Raw genomic sequence first — 15,565 nt, 5'->3', positions numbered from 1 at the left:
GCTTAGAAGGAGGCTGGATGGCAAAAATCAGAATATTTGAACTTGCCAGATCGCTCAATATGACTAACCCGGATCTTTTGGACAGGCTGAAAGAGATGGGTATTGAGGCAAAGAGTCACCTGAGCTCTCTGGAGGACGATATTGTTGAAAAGGTGCGACAAGGCGTCTTCCGCACGGAGGTTGAGAAGCCGGAAAAGGTCGAGCAGAAACGGGTGCGGTCCAACGTCATTCGCAAGAGACGGCAGCCGGTAAAAAGCGAGGCCGAGCCGGAAGCGGAAGCACCGGCCGCCCAGGCCCCTGAAGCCGAAGAAGTGACGGCGCCAACAGCCGAGGAAGCGGTACCGGAAGAGGCCGCAGATGCGGATGTTTCCGCGAAAGCAGAGACGCCAACGGCCCCCGAGACCCCGGAAGAAGCCGAGATATCGGTTTCCGAAGAGGCCCCCGTGGAGGAGGCGGCTGACCAGGTGCCGCCGACGGATGAAGCCGTCGACCCGGCCGAAGCGGCCCCGGCGGAGGAGGAGAGCTCACCGTCCCGGAAAAAGGCAAAAGCGAAAAAGCACCAGGCCGCGAAAATTATCAAGTTTCCGGATGCGCCCCAGCGACTTTCCAACAAGGGCGTGCTGGAAGTGGTCGATGATACGGCCCCGGCCGACAGTCCCGCGGCGCCGGCCGCGGCGACTCCGGCCGGAGAAAAAGACAAAAAACCCTCCCGCAAGGATCGCAAGAAGCGGGGAAAAACAGAGAGTGTGGAGACCGAGGAAGCGGTACCGGTCAAGAAGAAGGGGGTTTTCAAGCGCAAGGAGATTGTTGAAGGGGTGGCCCTCTACGACCGGACCCGGGGCCGCATGCGCAAAAAAGGCAAAGGCGGCGCCAAGGTGCCGGGCGGCGCAAAAACCCAGATCACAACCCCCAAGGCGATCAAGCGGAAGGTGCGCATCAACGAATCGATCAGCGTGGCCGAACTGGCCAAACGCATGGGCGTCAAAGCCAGCGAGGTCATTGCCCGATTGATGGGGATGGGCGTGATGGCCACATTGAACCAGCAGGTGGATTTTGACTCGGCCGCGCTGGTGGCGGCGGAGTTTGAGTACGAGGTGGAAAAGGCGTCCGCCACGGAAGAGGAGCTGCTTGAGTTGAACGTGGAAGAGGATCAGGGAAACCTGAAGAAGCGCGCGCCGGTGGTCACCATCATGGGCCACGTCGATCACGGCAAGACATCCCTGCTGGACGTGATCCGTCAGTCCCGCATCACGGAAGGAGAAGCCGGCGGCATTACCCAGCACATTGGTGCCTACAAGGTGAATACGGCCAACGGCGAAGTGGTGTTTCTCGACACTCCGGGTCATGAGGCCTTTACCGCCATGCGGGCCCGGGGGGCCCGGGCCACCGATATTGTTATCCTGGTGGTGGCGGCGGATGACGGCATCATGCCCCAGACCATAGAAGCCATCAACCATTCCAGGGCCGCCGGCGTGCCCATCGTGGTGGCGGTCAACAAGATCGACAAGGAAGGCGCCGATCCCGACCGGGTCAAGCGGGAGGCCTCCGATCACGGCCTGGTTCCCGAAGACTGGGGCGGCGATACCATGTTTGTCAATGTGTCGGCCAAACAGAAGCTCGGTATTTCCGATCTATTGGACATGGTGCTGCTTCAGGCGGAAATGCTGGAGCTGAAGGCCAATCCCGACAAGAAGGCCAGGGGCGTTGTCATCGAAGCCAAGCTGGATCCGGGCCGGGGGCCGGTGGCCACCGTGCTGATCCACGAAGGGACCCTCTCCGTGGGCGAAACCGTAGTCTGTGGCATTCATTACGGAAAGATCCGCGCCATGTTTGACGACAAGGGCGCGCCCCTCGACCAGGCCGGGCCGGCCACGCCGGTGGAGCTCATCGGCCTGGGCGGAGTGGCCACTTCCGGTGACGACCTGTTTGCCGTGGGTGATGAGAAGAGCGCCAAGACGGTCAGTGAAAACCGGCAGCAGAAGCAGCGGACCGAGGATCTGGCCAGAAAAGACAGCATCAGCCTGGAAAACTTTTTTGAAAAGATGCAGGAAAAAGAGGAGAAGGTCCTCAATATCATCATAAAGGCCGATGTGAACGGCTCCTGTGAAGCCATTGCCGATTCGCTGCAGAAGTTCTCCTCCGGAGAGGTGAAGATTCACGTGGTCCACTCGGCGCCGGGCACGATTATCGAGTCCGATGTGACCCTGGCGTCGGCGTCCAACGCGATTGTTCTCGGCTTCAACGTGCGGCCGAGCCCCAAGGTGCGGGCACTGGCCGCCGAAGAGAACGTGGATATCCGGTCCTATGATATTATTTATGACCTGATCGACGACATCAAGAAGGCCCTCACCGGCATGATGTCTTCCACCTTCGAGGAAGAGGTGCTGGGCCGGGCCGAGGTGCGGGAGCTGTTCGTCATTCCGAAGAAGGGCACCATTGCCGGGTCCTACGTGCTGGACGGAAAAATCGAGCGGGGCCGGCCGGCCCGGCTGCTGAGGGACGGCGTGATTGCCTATAACGGCGTAATCGGTTCCCTGCGGCGTCACAAGGATGATGCCAAGGAAGTGGCCAGCGGGTATGAATGCGGCATCGGTATTGAAAATTACAACGACATCAAGCCCGGTGACGTGATCGAGTGCTACTTCCTCCGGGAGATCAAGCCTGAGTTGTGATCCGCGTTCCGAATGGAAAGAACAATGGAACAGGGGTCCATGGTCGCGGGGCTGGGTCTTATTGTGCTGCATATCGACGGGTGCCGGTCGCTGAAGGAGAAGCGGGCCGTGGTCAAGGCGATGATCGCCCGGCTGCGCAACGCGTTTAACGCGTCGGTGGCCGAGGTGGGGCTCAACGATCTTCACCGAAGCGCCCATATCGGTATTGCCCTGGTGGGTAACGATGTGTCGGTGGTCAATGCCCGGATGGACCAGATGTTCAACGCGGCCGATCAGATGGGGCAGGGCCGGGTGATTGATACCCAGATGGAAATTTTTACCATATGAAGAGCTTTCCAAGAGCCGACCGCATTGGCAGCAGCATTCAGCGGGGCGTGTCTGAAATCCTGCGAAAAGGGCTGGGCGATCCACGGCTGGACATGGCTACCATCACCGGGGTCAAGGTATCCCGGGATCTGGGGGTGGCCTATGTGTATTACGTCATTCCAGGTGACACAGCCGGCCGGGCCGCGGCGGCGGCGGGTTTCAAAAGCGCCGAGGGATTTATCAAGCGGTCCCTGGCCGGTATGCTGAAGATGAAATATATGCCCGACATTCGGTTTCGTTACGACGAATCGTTTGCCTACGGCCAGTCTATTGATACGGTTTTGCGGGAATTGCAGACGGAAAAAGACGATGTACCAGACAGTGGGAGACCACCTGAAGACGATTGACACGGTATTGATCGCCTCCCATGTGCATCCGGACGGTGACGCCATCGGCGCCCTGACCGCGCTGGGCGCGGCTCTGTTGAACATGGGAAAGAACGTTACCCTGTATAACGAGGACCCTGTGCCCGCGGCCTACCGGTTTCTGCCGTTAAGCGACTGCCTGGTCCGTCATATTGACGATCTGGGCCGGTACGAAGCGGCTGTTATTCTGGATTGCAGCAAGATAGACCGCATCGGCCGCCTGGCTGAGACCATCGGCACAGTGCCGCTGCTGATCAATATCGATCACCATTGCAGCAACGACCGGTTCGGCGGCATTCAACTGGTGGACTGCGAGGCCTGCGCCACCGCCGAGATCGTCTACAATCTGCTGAAGACCATGGAGGTTGAGATTACCCGGGAGGTAGCCTATGGCCTGTATACCGGGATTGTAACGGATACGGCCTCCTTCAGCATGGGCAACACCGGGGCCTCCACCTTTGCCATCTGTGGCGAACTGGTCAAGGCGGGTGCCGATCCCCAGACGGTTTCGAAAAATGTCTACATCACCTATTCCGCCGAGCGCATCCGCCTCATGCAGATGGTGCTCAACACCTTTGTGCTGTCGGAAAACGGCGCGGTCTCCATGCTGCTGGTGACCCAGGAGATGATCAAACAAAGTGGAATGAAGACGGAAAACGTGGGCCGGGTGGTCAACTATGCCAAGCACATCGAGAACGTGCGCATCGCGGCCTTGGTTCTTGAAGAGGAGAATCACGCTGAAGACCTGCCCGACGGGGTGTCCCACTTTCACGTGAGCCTTCGTTCCGACGGCAGCTTGGACGCGGCCAGAATCGCCGTGGGGTTTGGCGGGGGCGGTCACAGCAAGGCCGCCGGATTTAATATCACGACCACGCTGTCCGGCGTGAAGGAGACGATTCTGAGGCTGGCGGACAGCCTATGACGGAGCAGCCGGACGGGATCATCGTGGTCAACAAGCCGGCCGGCATCACCTCCGCGAAGGTGGTGGCCCTTGTGAAACGCCACACCGGCGCGCGCAAGGTCGGCCATGCCGGCACCCTGGACCCCTTTGCCACCGGGGTGCTGGTCTGCCTGATCAACCGGGCCACGCGGCTGGCTGAGTTTTTTCTGGCCAGTGACAAGACCTATGCGGCGGTCATGTGCCTGGGCGTGGAAACCGATACCCAGGACCGCACCGGAACGGTCACGGCCGTCTGCGACACCTCCCTGCAAACCGTTTCAGATGATGCGATCCGGCGCGTGATGACCTCCTTTGAGGGTGAAGGTGAACAGCGGCCCCCGGCGTTTTCGGCGGTCAAGCACCAGGGCGTTCCTCTGTACCGGCTGGCCCGGCAGGGGGTTTATGTTGAAAAACCGGCTCGGCCGGTGGTGATTTCGTCGTTGACGGTGCAGGAGATATGTTGGCCCATGGTCCGGTTTGAGGTGACCTGCTCATCGGGTACCTACATACGAACCCTGTGCGCGGACATGGGCCGGGCCCTGGGTTGCGGCGGGCATCTTTACGCCCTTGAAAGAACGCGGGCCGGCGGTTTTGATCTGGCCCGGGCCGTGGACCTGGAGCACCTGGCGGACCTGTGCAAAGCCGGGAAAGCAACGGACCTGCTGGTCCCCATGAGCGAGGCATTGTCCGGTATGCCCCGATTTACGGCCCCGCCGTCGCTGGCAGGCAGGATCGCCGCCGGAGGGCAGCTGACGGCAGCGGATTTTGCCGGTTTTCCGGCCGCCGATGCCGAAGGGTATTTTCAGGTTACAGACGCCGACGGCCGGTTGCTGGCCGTGGTCCAGCGTCATGAAGAAACCTACCGGTATCGGTGTGTGCTGGCCGGATAAAAACCTTTATCCGGGCCGCACGAGTATGATATAGAGATTGACTTTTAAGGCAAAAAGGATTGTAATACATTTTAATTTTTGATTTCGGGAAACGGAGCAAGGAGGTTTTTGGCCATGGCCTACACAACGGAAGTAAAAAAAGAACTGATCAGCAAATTCAAGGTACACGACGCCGACACGGGGTCGCCCGAGGTGCAGATCGCGCTGTTGACCCACCGCATTACATATCTCACCGAGCACGTGAAGGTTCACAAAAAGGACCACCACTCGCGAAGAGGGCTGCTGATCCTGGTGGGAAAGCGCAGAAAACTGCTTAATTATGTCAAGAACAAGGATGTGAACCGCTACAGGGACATCATCAGCACACTGGGGTTGAGAAGATAACACACCACCCTCATCACACAAGGCTTTTGTTAAATTCGGTATACAGGGTAGGTCGGTCCGTGGCGGCTTGCTGTATGGAACAACGCAGAAAGCCGCCTTTTTTTAGGAGAAACCATGACAGAACACGTATTTGAAGCAACCGTAAACGGCAAGCCGTTTACTATTAAGACCGGCCGGCTGGCCAAACAGGCCGCCGGCGCCGCCCTTGTCCAGTACGGGGAAACCATCGTCCTGGTGACGGTGGCGGCGGCTACTGAGCCCAAGGAAGACGCGGATTTTCTGCCGCTTTCCGTGGAGTATCAGGAGAAAATATACTCCGCCGGCCGAATTCCGGGCAACTACTTTCGCCGGGAGATAGGGCGGCCCAGTGAAAAAGAGACACTGACCTGCCGCCTGACCGACCGACCCATACGGCCTCTGTTTCCCGCCGGATACACCTTTGAAACCCAGGTCATCACCACGGTGCTGTCCATGGACCGGGAAAACGATCCGGACGTGCTTTCCATTGTGGGCGCGTCCGCGGCCCTGACCATTTCGGATCTTCCCTTTGACGGTCCCCTGGCCGCGGTCCGCGTGGGCCGCCTGAACGGCACCCTGGTGGCCAACCCCACCAACACCGAGCTGGACGACTGCGATATCAATATTGTGGTGGCGGGATCGCGCTCCGGCGTGGTCATGGTGGAAGGCGGCAGCAACGTGGTGAGCGAGGCCGAGATGCTGGAAGCCATCTTTTTCGGCCACAACGCCCTTTTGCCGCTGATCGATATTCAGGACCAGATGCGAAACGCCTGCGGAAAGCCCAAGCGGGTCATCGTGCCGCCGGAAAAAGACACTGAGCTGGAGACCCGAATTGCGGAGCTGGTGGGCGACGCCGTTGCCCAGGCAGTGACGGAGCCTGAAAAGGACGCCCGGAAAAGCGCGCTGTCCAAGGTGAGGGAAAACCTGTTCCAGGGCCTTGGCGAGGCCTTTGCCGACCGGAAAAGGGAGATCAAGGGCCTTTTTTCGGACCTGGTCAAGAAGGTGTGCCGGGACATCGTGCTCAACCAGGGCCGGCGCATTGACGGCCGAGCCTTTGACGAGGTCCGGCCCATCAGCTGTGAGGTGGGTGTGCTGCCCAGAACCCACGGCAGCGCCCTGTTCACCCGGGGCGAGACCCAGGTGCTCGGCGTGATGACTCTGGGGTCGGGCCATGATGAACAGCGGGTGGAGACCCTGTTCGGGGACGAGACCCGGCCCTTCATGCTGCATTACAATTTTCCGCCCTTCTGCGTGGGCGAGGTCAAACGGGTTATGGGCCCCAGCCGCCGGGACATCGGCCACGGCAACCTGGCCCACCGGGGCATCTCCTATGTGCTGCCCGACAAGGAGACCTTTGATTACACCATCCGGCTGGTTTCCGAAGTGCTCGAATCCAACGGTTCCTCTTCCATGGGAACCGTTTGCTCCTGCATCCTGGCTCTGATGGATGGCGGCGTGCCGATCAAGGCCCCGGTGTCCGGTATCGCCATGGGCCTGGTGGCTGACGGCGACAAGGTGGCCGTGCTTTCCGATATCCTTGGTGATGAAGATCATTTCGGCGACATGGACTTCAAGGTTACAGGCACGGAAAAGGGCATTACCGCGCTTCAGATGGACATCAAGATCAAGTCCCTTTCCCGGGAGATTCTGGAAAAGGCCCTGCACCAGGCCAAGGATGGCCGTATCCATATCCTGGGCAAGATGCTGGAGGCCCTCTCCCATTACCGGGACGATATCTCTCCGTATGCGCCCAAGATTTACATCGTCAAGATTCATCCCGACAAGATTCGGGAGATCATCGGTCCGGGCGGCAAGGTGATTCGTGAGCTTCAGGCCATGAGTAACACCCGCATCGAGGTGGATGATTCAGGCACCGTCAAGATTGCCGCATCCACGGAAGAAGAGGCCAGAATCGCCATCAAGGCGGTGGAGGATATCGGAAGGGTGCCCGAGCCCGGCGAGATATACGAGGGCGAGGTGGTTCGGATTACCGATTTTGGCGCTTTTATCCAGATCAAAAACGGTACCGACGGGCTCTGTCATATTTCGGAGCTGGAACACCACCATGTCAAGAGCGTTACCGATGTGGTCAAGATGGGCGACAAGGTGAGGGTCAAGGTGCTGGAGGTCAGCCCTGAAGGCAAGATCCGCTTGAGCCGAAAGGCCCTGCTGCCGGCCCCTGAAAAGGGCGAGGAGGACGAGAAAAGCGCCCCCCGTTCACGTCGGCCCGGCGGCAACTCCGACCGGCGAAACAACAGGTAGGGGGCCCGGGCGGCGGTGAACCCTTCCACGGACAGTCCGGCACCGGTGGTCAACATACTCCGGGTCCGGCCAGAGGCCGACGCCGATATCGACCTGCCCCGCTACATGACACCAAATGCCGCGGGAATGGACCTGCAGGCGGCCCTGGAAGAAGACCTCACGGTGGGAAAGGGGCAAATCGCCCTTGTGCCCACCGGCTTTGCCGTGGAACTGCCGCCGGGATATGAGGCCCAGATTCGTCCCAGAAGCGGCCTTGCCGTCCGCCATGGCATCGGCCTGATCAACTCGCCCGGCACCATTGACGCGGACTACCGGGGTGAGGTGCAGGTGGCCGTGATCAACTTGGGGCCATCCGATTTTACCATTCACCGGAAAGACCGCATCGCCCAGATGGTGATTCAACCGGTCTGCCGGGCCCGGCTGGCGCCGGTGGACGAGCTGACCCCCACGGACCGGGGCCCCGGCGGCTTCGGTCACACCGGCGTATGACGGCATTCCGTTCGGTCATCCGGTGGTACGCGGTGCGTGGTTGACAAGGAAATCGGTTGGAACGCTGTAAATCACTATTGCTGCCTCAGGAAAAGCATCTTGCTGTCTGTGTTCTGGCCAGCGGCAGCCGCGGCAACGCTGTTTTTATCTCCGGCCCGGACACCGCCATTCTGGTGGACGCCGGGCTTTCAGGCGTTGAAATCGAGAGACGGCTGGCCACCATCGGTGTGAATCCCCGGTCCCTGGATGCCATTGTTATTTCCCATGAACATACCGACCATGTGCGGGGGGCAGGGATTCTCTGCCGCCGTCACAAACTCCCCCTTTATATTACCGCCCCAACTCACAAGGCGGCCCTTGCCCAGCTGGGCGGCATTGATGATTGCCGCTATTTTGCCTGCGGCCAGAGCTTTTCCATCAACACCCTGACCATTCATCCGTTTTCCCTTTCCCACGACGCGCGGGATCCGTCGGGGTTTACCTTTCAGTCCGGCGGGGCCAAGGCCGGGCTGGCCACCGACCTGGGCGTGGCCACCACCATGGTCCGGGAACATCTCAAGGGGTGCGGCGCTCTGATCCTTGAGGCCAACCATGACGCGGAGATGCTGCTCAACGGATCCTATCCATGGCCGGTGAAGCAGCGCATCAAGAGCCGGAACGGGCACCTTTCCAACGATGATTCCATGCGGCTGCTGGCCGAACTGGACCACAAGGATCTGGCCCATGTGGTCCTGGCCCATCTGAGCCACGAAAATAACACGCCGGAGCGTGCCCTTGCCACGGTGGGCGCCGCCCTGAGGGACAGCAGGGCCTCTCTTTCCGTGGCCCTGCAGGACCAGTGTGGAAAGATGTTCCATCTCTGATCTGTCTGCGGTCCTCTTGAAATCCGAATTGAAACCGACCATTCCCCGTGCGGCTTGTGCGATATCCGATCAAACAGCGCTTGAGTTTGGCGCCGGTTTTGGATAATCTGAAAAAACGCAATTGGCAAGGAAGCAGGTCCCATGACGGATGCACCGGAAACCGAAAAAAAAGTGACCGACCTCGACAGGGTGCTGAACTACTTTATGCTGCTGTTCAAGCGCCAGACCGGAGCGGGGCCGGGGGCGGCCTCTGAGGTCGAGCCGTTGCAGACCGTGTCCGGCCGGTCACGGATGGTCACCTACGACCTTCATGTGGACCATGACAACATGCGAAGCTCCCGTCGCATGACCCTGGGGCCCATCGGCGAGGGGTCGGGCAGCAAGAGCAAGTGTTATCTGGCCATCTACGACAGTAAGCTGGTGGTCAAGGTGCCGCCGGTGCCCATCACCGATTTTAATAAATATATCGCCAGCATCAAGAAAGAACAGGAGATCGCCAGGACCGTTTCTCCCCGGGAGTGCATCGTTCCAGGCATATCGGTCATCCTGAGCAAGATTCATCCGTTTCCCGATGAGGGCCGGATCAGCGCCGAACTGCTTGAAAATGCCTATATCGCTCTGCTGGAAGAGACCCCCGAGCTTGCGGAATTTCTGAAGATCGACGGTGGGTTTGTCTTTTTCATGGACCTTGCCAAGTATGTGTTTCTGGCCGACGCCATCGCCCTGTTCCATGATGCCGAAGAAAAACTGCCCGCTGAGATCCTGCGGGACCCGTCTATCCTGGATGACCTTGAAAAGTTTGAAGGCCGGTACGGCATGGAAAATATCCATGTGGGCATGGCCCTGGAACGGGTGTATGCGGATTATGAGAACCGGGTCCGAAAACTGATGATCCGTTCCGGGGCTGCTTCATCGCTGCTGCTTTACAAGCTGCAGCAGTGGTTTTTTTCCTATCTTTCCGGAAACCCGGTAAAGCCCCAGGGCCGGGACCTGACCGAGTCCTTTGCGTCCCAGCTCAACGCGCTTCTCAAAGAGGTGGCGGATGCGCATCGGGAAACCGTGGAGGGCTACATCACCATGGTCAGCAATTTTCTTTCCGCCACCACCTTTTCCAGACGCAAGCTTCAGATGGAGGGCGTGGTGGCCAACATTCTGGAGCTGCTCTCCTGGCTGAAACGGAAAAACGTTGCCATTCGGGATATCAAGCCGGACAATCTGCTGGTGGCCGGTGATCCGGAAAAGTACCCAAATTTCCTGTCGTCCCCGGAGACTTATCGTATCGGGTTGATTGACGTTGAGACCGCCGTGGATTTTGCGCCCGGCGCCGGCGAGACCATTGCCCAGCCCCCCCTGGGCGGCACGCCCTTCTACGCGACCCCGTTGCACCTCTTTAAAAACGGCGCCTTGCTTTCCGCTTACAGGGATATGAAAAGGGCCTTTTACCTTCAGGACTGGTTTGCCGTGATCGCCATGATATACGGCGCCGTGGTGGGAAGCTACCTGTTTCCCCGAACGGCCCGGCAGGTAGTGTCGCTGACAAAAAAAATACAGAAGGCCGTCAAGGCAAAACAGCCCATCGAGCAGGTCATGGCCGGTGCCAACCGCCTGTTCTGGCCCGGTGCCGTGGCCGAGTTTGAGGAGAACATGGGAAAAAACCGGGATCGCCTGGCGGCCCTTCGGGTGGCCTGTTTTGAACCGGTGCGGACGATGTTTATCGAAGAGCTGGCCATCGAAAACGGGGAGGCGGATCGCCGGATAAAGCAACTGATCGGAAACCAGTCCTTTTTCAAGAATAAGCAGAACCGGGAACAGCTCTATCTTTTTTCACCGGAAAAACTGGCCGACATTTTAGAGAAAATCGCGGACAAAAAAGAGAGTGACCCTCTGTCTTTTGCGGCCCTTGAGCAGATCGGCCGGCTCAAGCAGGCGATGCAGCGCAATGCCCGCACCATCGCCCTGTTTCGGGCGGAGACCCCCAACCTGTCGGTCTACGCCCTGCTGGAGATCATGTTTTCCATTGTACGGAATTTTATGGATTCCCCACCCGCCGGCCCTGCTGGCGACTGATCCGCCGGGCTGAATGAACCCGGCGTGCTTGCGGAATATGCCGTTCGTTACGGAGCAGCGGGAGCAGGGGCCGCGGTGGGTATTTCCTCCGCCGGTACCACGGCGATATCGCTTTCCAGTTTTGCAATGGCCGTAGTTGCATCACCACACAGCTCACTTTCCGGATAGGCATCGATAAAGGAATGAAAGGCTTCAAGGGCCTGGTCGGGGTTTCCTTCAACGGCATAGGCCACCGCCTGCCGGAAGGCAGCCAGGGATGCTTCTTCGGCAAGGCCGGCATCCTCTTCAGTCGGCGCCGGCTGTTCCAGCCCTTTCCAGTAGAGGTTGTCGGTCTCCTCGTCTGTTTCCGCTCCCCGTATGCCCACCACCGATGTATAGGATTTCCCCTGAGGGCCGTGGGACGCGATCCGGTTTATCTTTTTGAGCAGCGTGTCCCAGAACCCGCTCTTTTCTTCTGTAAAAGCCGGGCCCACCGCCAGGGCAAGTACCAGCACCAGCGCTACGATGGTCAATGGTTTCATGACATGGTCTCCTTTTCTACCTGGCGCCGATCAATTGAAGGCCCAGGCTGCGATACTGTTTGGTGATATCGGGCGACATGCCGCAGGCCTCGTCAAACGCTTTTTTGGCCGCTGCTTTCTGCCCGGTTTTCAGCAGGGACATGGCAAGATTGATCCGCACCAGCGGGTCTTCGGGGTCCGCGGCCGCCGCCCTGGTATAGGCGTCCGCCGCTTTTTCGTAAGCCTGTTCCAGAAAAAAGATGTTTCCCATGTTGTTGAGGGCCGCGGCGTGGGCCGGTTCGGTCGTCAGGATCGCGTTAAACAGGGAGCGGGCCTCATCATAAACACTGTATCCGGCATAGGCGATGCCCAGTTGCAGCCGGGCCGCGTTGTCGTCCGGGGCCTCCTGCAGCCGGGCAAACAGTGCCCGGTTCCGGATCTTTACACATGTTTTGCGAATCACATTAAACTCATTGTCAAACCGCTTGTCCATGGCCTCACGGGATATCGGCTGCACCCTGAAGGCGGACACCGGCAGGTTGGCCGGCTTGTATGCCGCCCATGCCGTGTCAAGGTCCAGGGAGGAAAGGTCCCGGCCCTTCCATCGATAGTAGTTCCGGCTGCCCGCTTCCCATGCATCGGCAAAGGGCTTGCCCACCTTTGTCACCTCCACCGGTACCCATACCCGTTCATCCTCGATCACCAGCAGTTCGTTCATGGTGTCCGTGCCCAGGTGCCGGGTGCCGTTGATTTCAAACATCATGAGGATGTGGTCGGGCACTTCGACAAACCGGATCCTGATGCCCACGCTTTCCAGTGCCGCGGCATAGAGAATCACCAGGTCATCGCAGTCGCCGGACTTGCGCTGAAGGGTTTCCCTGGGATACTGGAGATAGTCAATCAGCTGGGTGTTGTCCCGTGTCTCCTGATAAGAGTTGGAGGGGTCTTTTGTGTAGCGGATGCCCAGTGCACCCATGGCGTCAAAGAGAATGCAGCCGCTGATCAGGGGGTCGGCCGTGTGTTCGTACTGGGTGGTGACGGCCCGTGCAAACTCCATGACCACCGGATCCTTTGTGGTGACAAAGGCGCCGATCCGCTTTGCGTCGTCCCAGGTCATCTTGTGCTTTTCATACACATTGATGCTCTGCTTGGCGGAAAAGGTTTTCAGCTCACCGCTTACATAATAGGCGGCGGTGATCTCGGTCTGCACCGGTGTGTCTTCGGTCACGTCCAGGATTTTATCGTTGAACACCGCCTTGACGGGCACCACCTGGCTTTTGCCCGGCCCCAGGTCGGTGATCACGGTTTCAGAGGCGAAATCCATAAAGTTCTTGATGGTAAACAGCACATTGAGCCTGGAGATATGGTCCTTGGTGTTGTTGCGGATGTTTACTGTGCCGATGCCGTTGGTTTCGTAAGTTTTATAGGTATTGGAGAAGATGTCGGACAGCTTGATCACGTCGATCTCCACCGGGGGCCGGGTGGTCACCCGGGTGGTAACGGCGGCGGTGACGGCATCGCTGACGACGCCGTCGACACTGACCGCGGAGACGGCATATTCATAGGCGGTTTCCGGCGCCAGATCCGTGTCTGTAAAATTCGTGTCCGTGGTCCGGGCGATCTCCCCGGAGTCGCGATAGATCACATATTCGGCCAGGTGGGCAGAGGGGCTGGGCTGCCATGCCAGGTCCACGGAGAAGTCCTGGGGTTGCGCGGCCAGGGCCGTGGGCGGTTGCGCGGTCAGCTTTTCAGCGGTGGCAAAACAGGGGGATGACAGGGCGCTTTCGTTTCCCTGAACCGCCATGGCGGTGACCATGTAAAGATACGCTTTTCCCGGAATGGGGGTTGTGTCCACATAATGGTTGTCCGCTGTTGTGGCAACGGCGCTTAAGCCGGGGGTTCCGGTCTGTTCCATCCGGTAAATCCGGTAGCCCTCCACCAGGCGGCTGCCGGTTTTTTCCCATTCAAGAGAAACGCTTCTCGGGCCGCCCTGGGCTGTTACGCCGGTCGGCGGGTCCGGGGTGTAGACAACGGCAAACGCCTGAATGCGCTGGTTGCCCGGATCGGAGACGAGAAACCCGGCATCGCCCCTTGCCGCTATGGAAACCGGCCGGTCCAGGCTTCCCGGTTCAGAGCCGGTTGCCACGAAACGGGCCAGCTGGCGGCCCTCCGGGGAAAACATCCGGACATGGCCGGCCTTACCATCCAGCACATATACATGGTCTCTGGAAACCGCAAGGTCCACGGGGACCGCTGCGGCGTCGCCCACCGCAAAACCGTTTATGGACAGGCCGTCCGGGGAAAAACGGAACACCGCCTTATGCCCGGCATCCAGCACGCAAAGCGCCCCGGTGTCGTCAGCGGCAAGGGCAATGGGTTCCTGAAGCGGGGTCTGGCCGTCGGCGGTGGTAATGGCCCGAATAAAGATGCCGTCGGTGTTGTAGATTTTTATCTTTTTTTCTTTTCTGTCGGTGACGCATACGGCACCGGTCCGGGTGATCACCAGGTCGTCGGGTTTGGCCCCGAAGACGCTGGTACTCCCCGAAACGCCAAAGGTATAGTTCACCTTGCCGTCGGGATCTACCTTGATGACCTGCTGGCGGGCCAGCACATACATGTCGCCTGCTGCGTCAAAGGCCAGCGACTCGGGCGCCACGCCGTCGCCCACCGCCACTTCAGCGACCGGCTCGCCTTCCTTGAAGACGCAGATCACCCCTTTTTTGTCATCCACGGCATAAAGGGTATTGTTTTCCCTGGCGACGATACAGGAGAGCGTCCGGTCCGGGTCCACAGCGATGGCCCGTGTCCACCGGGCCGATGTAGGCGGGGGCGCCAGGGCCAGCGGCGCGGTGCACCCCCCGGCTTCGGGCAGAAATATCTGGACTCTGCCGGTTTTGGCGTCGGCCACGTAAACCGTTCCGTCCCCGCCCAGGGCCAGGGCGGAGAGCTCCAGGAACTGGGCGCGGCCTTCCCCTTTTGTGCCGAAAGAGAGCACCGGCGCAAAATCAAGGTTGTATTTTTTCACGGCAAGGGCACTGGCATCGGCCACGAACACCCCGTCCGGGCCCATGGCCACGGCACTGGCCGGCGGGAAAGGGGCGATCTGGAGAAAGGCGCCGTCAGCCCGATAAACCCGGATCTGACCGTCGGTCGTCACAACGTGAATACGGCCCGACACATCCACCGCCACTTGCACCGGCTTTTTCATCCGGTTTTCCGGGGCATCGGCCGGCCCGATCTCGTGCAGGAAAACCCCGTTGTCGCCCAGCGCCTGAATGCGGTCGTTATCGGTGTCCGCTACATAGATCACTCCCTTGTGTACAAAGATATCGGCCGGGTCGTTGAACGTGCCGGGGCCACTTCCTTTGCTGCCGTAACTTTCGATAAACTCTCCGGTTTTGGAAATAACAGCGATTCTGTCGAGCCCGGCATCGGTGACATAGAGCCGGTCTTTGTAGAGCGCAAGCCCGGTGGGGTGCCGAAGGATGTCTTTCCACTCTTTGTCCTTGCCCCCGACCTGGATCTCCTCTCCGGTTTTCTGGTTGAGGATGCGGATGAAGCCCGAAGAGGAACCGGTGTTGCAGATCATGTAGAGGGTGTCATCCCGGTCCACGGCAAGGGCTGCCGGTTTGTCCGCTTCCAGCTGGCCCAGGTAATTGACCTGGGGAACCGCGGACACAATACAGGGGAAAAGAACAACGGAAACGAAAAACCATATCCATTTACGCATGGAACACTCCTTGTTATGA

At 59.3% G+C, this 15,565-nt stretch carries 12 protein-coding genes; 10 read left to right on the top strand and 2 right to left on the bottom strand.

Features of this window, described 5'->3' with window-relative positions:
* Window positions 1–17: 17 nt before the first annotated feature.
* The 10 genes from infB (at window position 18) to DOLE_RS15570 (ending at window position 11,316) form a co-directional block, all read left to right on the top strand.
* Window positions 18–2,672, top strand: coding sequence for a translation initiation factor IF-2 (infB, locus tag DOLE_RS15615; RefSeq protein ID WP_012176449.1), 2,655 nt, complete (start codon window positions 18–20; stop codon window positions 2,670–2,672).
* 24 nt (window positions 2,673–2,696) lie between these two features.
* On the top strand, window positions 2,697–2,999 hold the full coding sequence (locus DOLE_RS15610) for a DUF503 domain-containing protein (protein ID WP_232362716.1): 303 nt from the start codon (window positions 2,697–2,699) through the stop codon (window positions 2,997–2,999).
* On the top strand, window positions 2,996–3,385 hold the full coding sequence (gene rbfA / locus DOLE_RS15605; protein ID WP_012176447.1) for a 30S ribosome-binding factor RbfA: 390 nt from the start codon (window positions 2,996–2,998) through the stop codon (window positions 3,383–3,385). Before DOLE_RS15610 ends, rbfA begins: the two co-directional genes overlap by 4 nt.
* On the top strand, window positions 3,348–4,325 hold the full coding sequence (locus DOLE_RS15600; protein ID WP_012176446.1) for a DHH family phosphoesterase: 978 nt from the start codon (window positions 3,348–3,350) through the stop codon (window positions 4,323–4,325). Before rbfA ends, DOLE_RS15600 begins: the two co-directional genes overlap by 38 nt.
* Complete coding sequence (gene truB / locus DOLE_RS15595; RefSeq protein ID WP_012176445.1) at window positions 4,322–5,233, top strand: tRNA pseudouridine(55) synthase TruB; 912 nt, start codon at window positions 4,322–4,324, stop codon at window positions 5,231–5,233. Before DOLE_RS15600 ends, truB begins: the two co-directional genes overlap by 4 nt.
* 114 nt (window positions 5,234–5,347) lie before the next feature.
* Window positions 5,348–5,617 carry a 30S ribosomal protein S15 gene (rpsO, locus tag DOLE_RS15590; protein ID WP_012176444.1) on the top strand — a complete coding sequence of 90 codons (270 nt, stop codon included), beginning with the start codon at window positions 5,348–5,350 and terminating at the stop codon, window positions 5,615–5,617.
* A gap of 114 nt (window positions 5,618–5,731) precedes the next feature.
* Window positions 5,732–7,897, top strand: coding sequence for a polyribonucleotide nucleotidyltransferase (gene pnp, locus DOLE_RS15585; protein ID WP_012176443.1), 2,166 nt, complete (start codon window positions 5,732–5,734; stop codon window positions 7,895–7,897).
* Window positions 7,898–7,912: 15 nt separating this feature from the next.
* Entirely contained in the window at window positions 7,913–8,386 is a 474-nt protein-coding gene (gene dut, locus DOLE_RS15580) for a dUTP diphosphatase (RefSeq protein WP_012176442.1), read from the top strand.
* Window positions 8,387–8,442: 56 nt separating this feature from the next.
* Window positions 8,443–9,249, top strand: a complete 807-nt coding sequence (locus tag DOLE_RS15575) for an MBL fold metallo-hydrolase (protein WP_012176441.1) — start codon at window positions 8,443–8,445, stop codon at window positions 9,247–9,249.
* 141 nt (window positions 9,250–9,390) lie between these two features.
* On the top strand, window positions 9,391–11,316 hold the full coding sequence (locus DOLE_RS15570; RefSeq protein ID WP_012176440.1) for a protein kinase family protein: 1,926 nt from the start codon (window positions 9,391–9,393) through the stop codon (window positions 11,314–11,316).
* 47 nt (window positions 11,317–11,363) lie between these two features.
* On the opposite strand, the gene DOLE_RS15565 is transcribed toward DOLE_RS15570, so the two are convergent.
* Together DOLE_RS15565 and DOLE_RS15560 are read right to left on the bottom strand one after the other, a co-directional pair.
* Window positions 11,364–11,837 (bottom strand): tetratricopeptide repeat protein, encoded by a 474-nt coding sequence (locus DOLE_RS15565; RefSeq protein WP_012176439.1) that lies wholly within the window; start codon window positions 11,835–11,837, stop codon window positions 11,364–11,366.
* 16 nt (window positions 11,838–11,853) lie between these two features.
* Window positions 11,854–15,546, bottom strand: coding sequence for a fibronectin type III domain-containing protein (locus DOLE_RS15560; protein ID WP_012176438.1), 3,693 nt, complete (start codon window positions 15,544–15,546; stop codon window positions 11,854–11,856).
* Window positions 15,547–15,565 lie beyond the last annotated feature (19 nt).

Source organism: Desulfosudis oleivorans Hxd3 (assembly GCF_000018405.1).
Lineage (GTDB): Bacteria > Desulfobacterota > Desulfobacteria > Desulfobacterales > Desulfosudaceae > Desulfosudis > Desulfosudis oleivorans.
This window is presented reverse-complemented; position numbering and strand designations above follow the sequence as displayed.

Excerpts from the sequence above, each read along its gene's own strand:
- truB (WP_012176445.1), top strand. The coding sequence starts at position 4,322 with ATGACGGAGCAGCCGGACGGGATCATCGTGGTCAACAAGCCGGCCGGC.
- DOLE_RS15560 (WP_012176438.1), bottom strand. The coding sequence starts at position 15,546 with ATGCGTAAATGGATATGGTTTTTCGTTTCCGTTGTTCTTTTCCCCTGT.
- DOLE_RS15570 (WP_012176440.1), top strand. The coding sequence starts at position 9,391 with ATGACGGATGCACCGGAAACCGAAAAAAAAGTGACCGACCTCGACAGG.
- DOLE_RS15600 (WP_012176446.1), top strand. The coding sequence starts at position 3,348 with ATGTACCAGACAGTGGGAGACCACCTGAAGACGATTGACACGGTATTG.
- infB (WP_012176449.1), top strand. The coding sequence starts at position 18 with ATGGCAAAAATCAGAATATTTGAACTTGCCAGATCGCTCAATATGACT.
- rbfA (WP_012176447.1), top strand. The coding sequence starts at position 2,996 with ATGAAGAGCTTTCCAAGAGCCGACCGCATTGGCAGCAGCATTCAGCGG.
- pnp (WP_012176443.1), top strand. The coding sequence starts at position 5,732 with ATGACAGAACACGTATTTGAAGCAACCGTAAACGGCAAGCCGTTTACT.
- DOLE_RS15565 (WP_012176439.1), bottom strand. The coding sequence starts at position 11,837 with ATGAAACCATTGACCATCGTAGCGCTGGTGCTGGTACTTGCCCTGGCG.
- rpsO (WP_012176444.1), top strand. The coding sequence starts at position 5,348 with ATGGCCTACACAACGGAAGTAAAAAAAGAACTGATCAGCAAATTCAAG.
- DOLE_RS15610 (WP_232362716.1), top strand. The coding sequence starts at position 2,697 with ATGGAACAGGGGTCCATGGTCGCGGGGCTGGGTCTTATTGTGCTGCAT.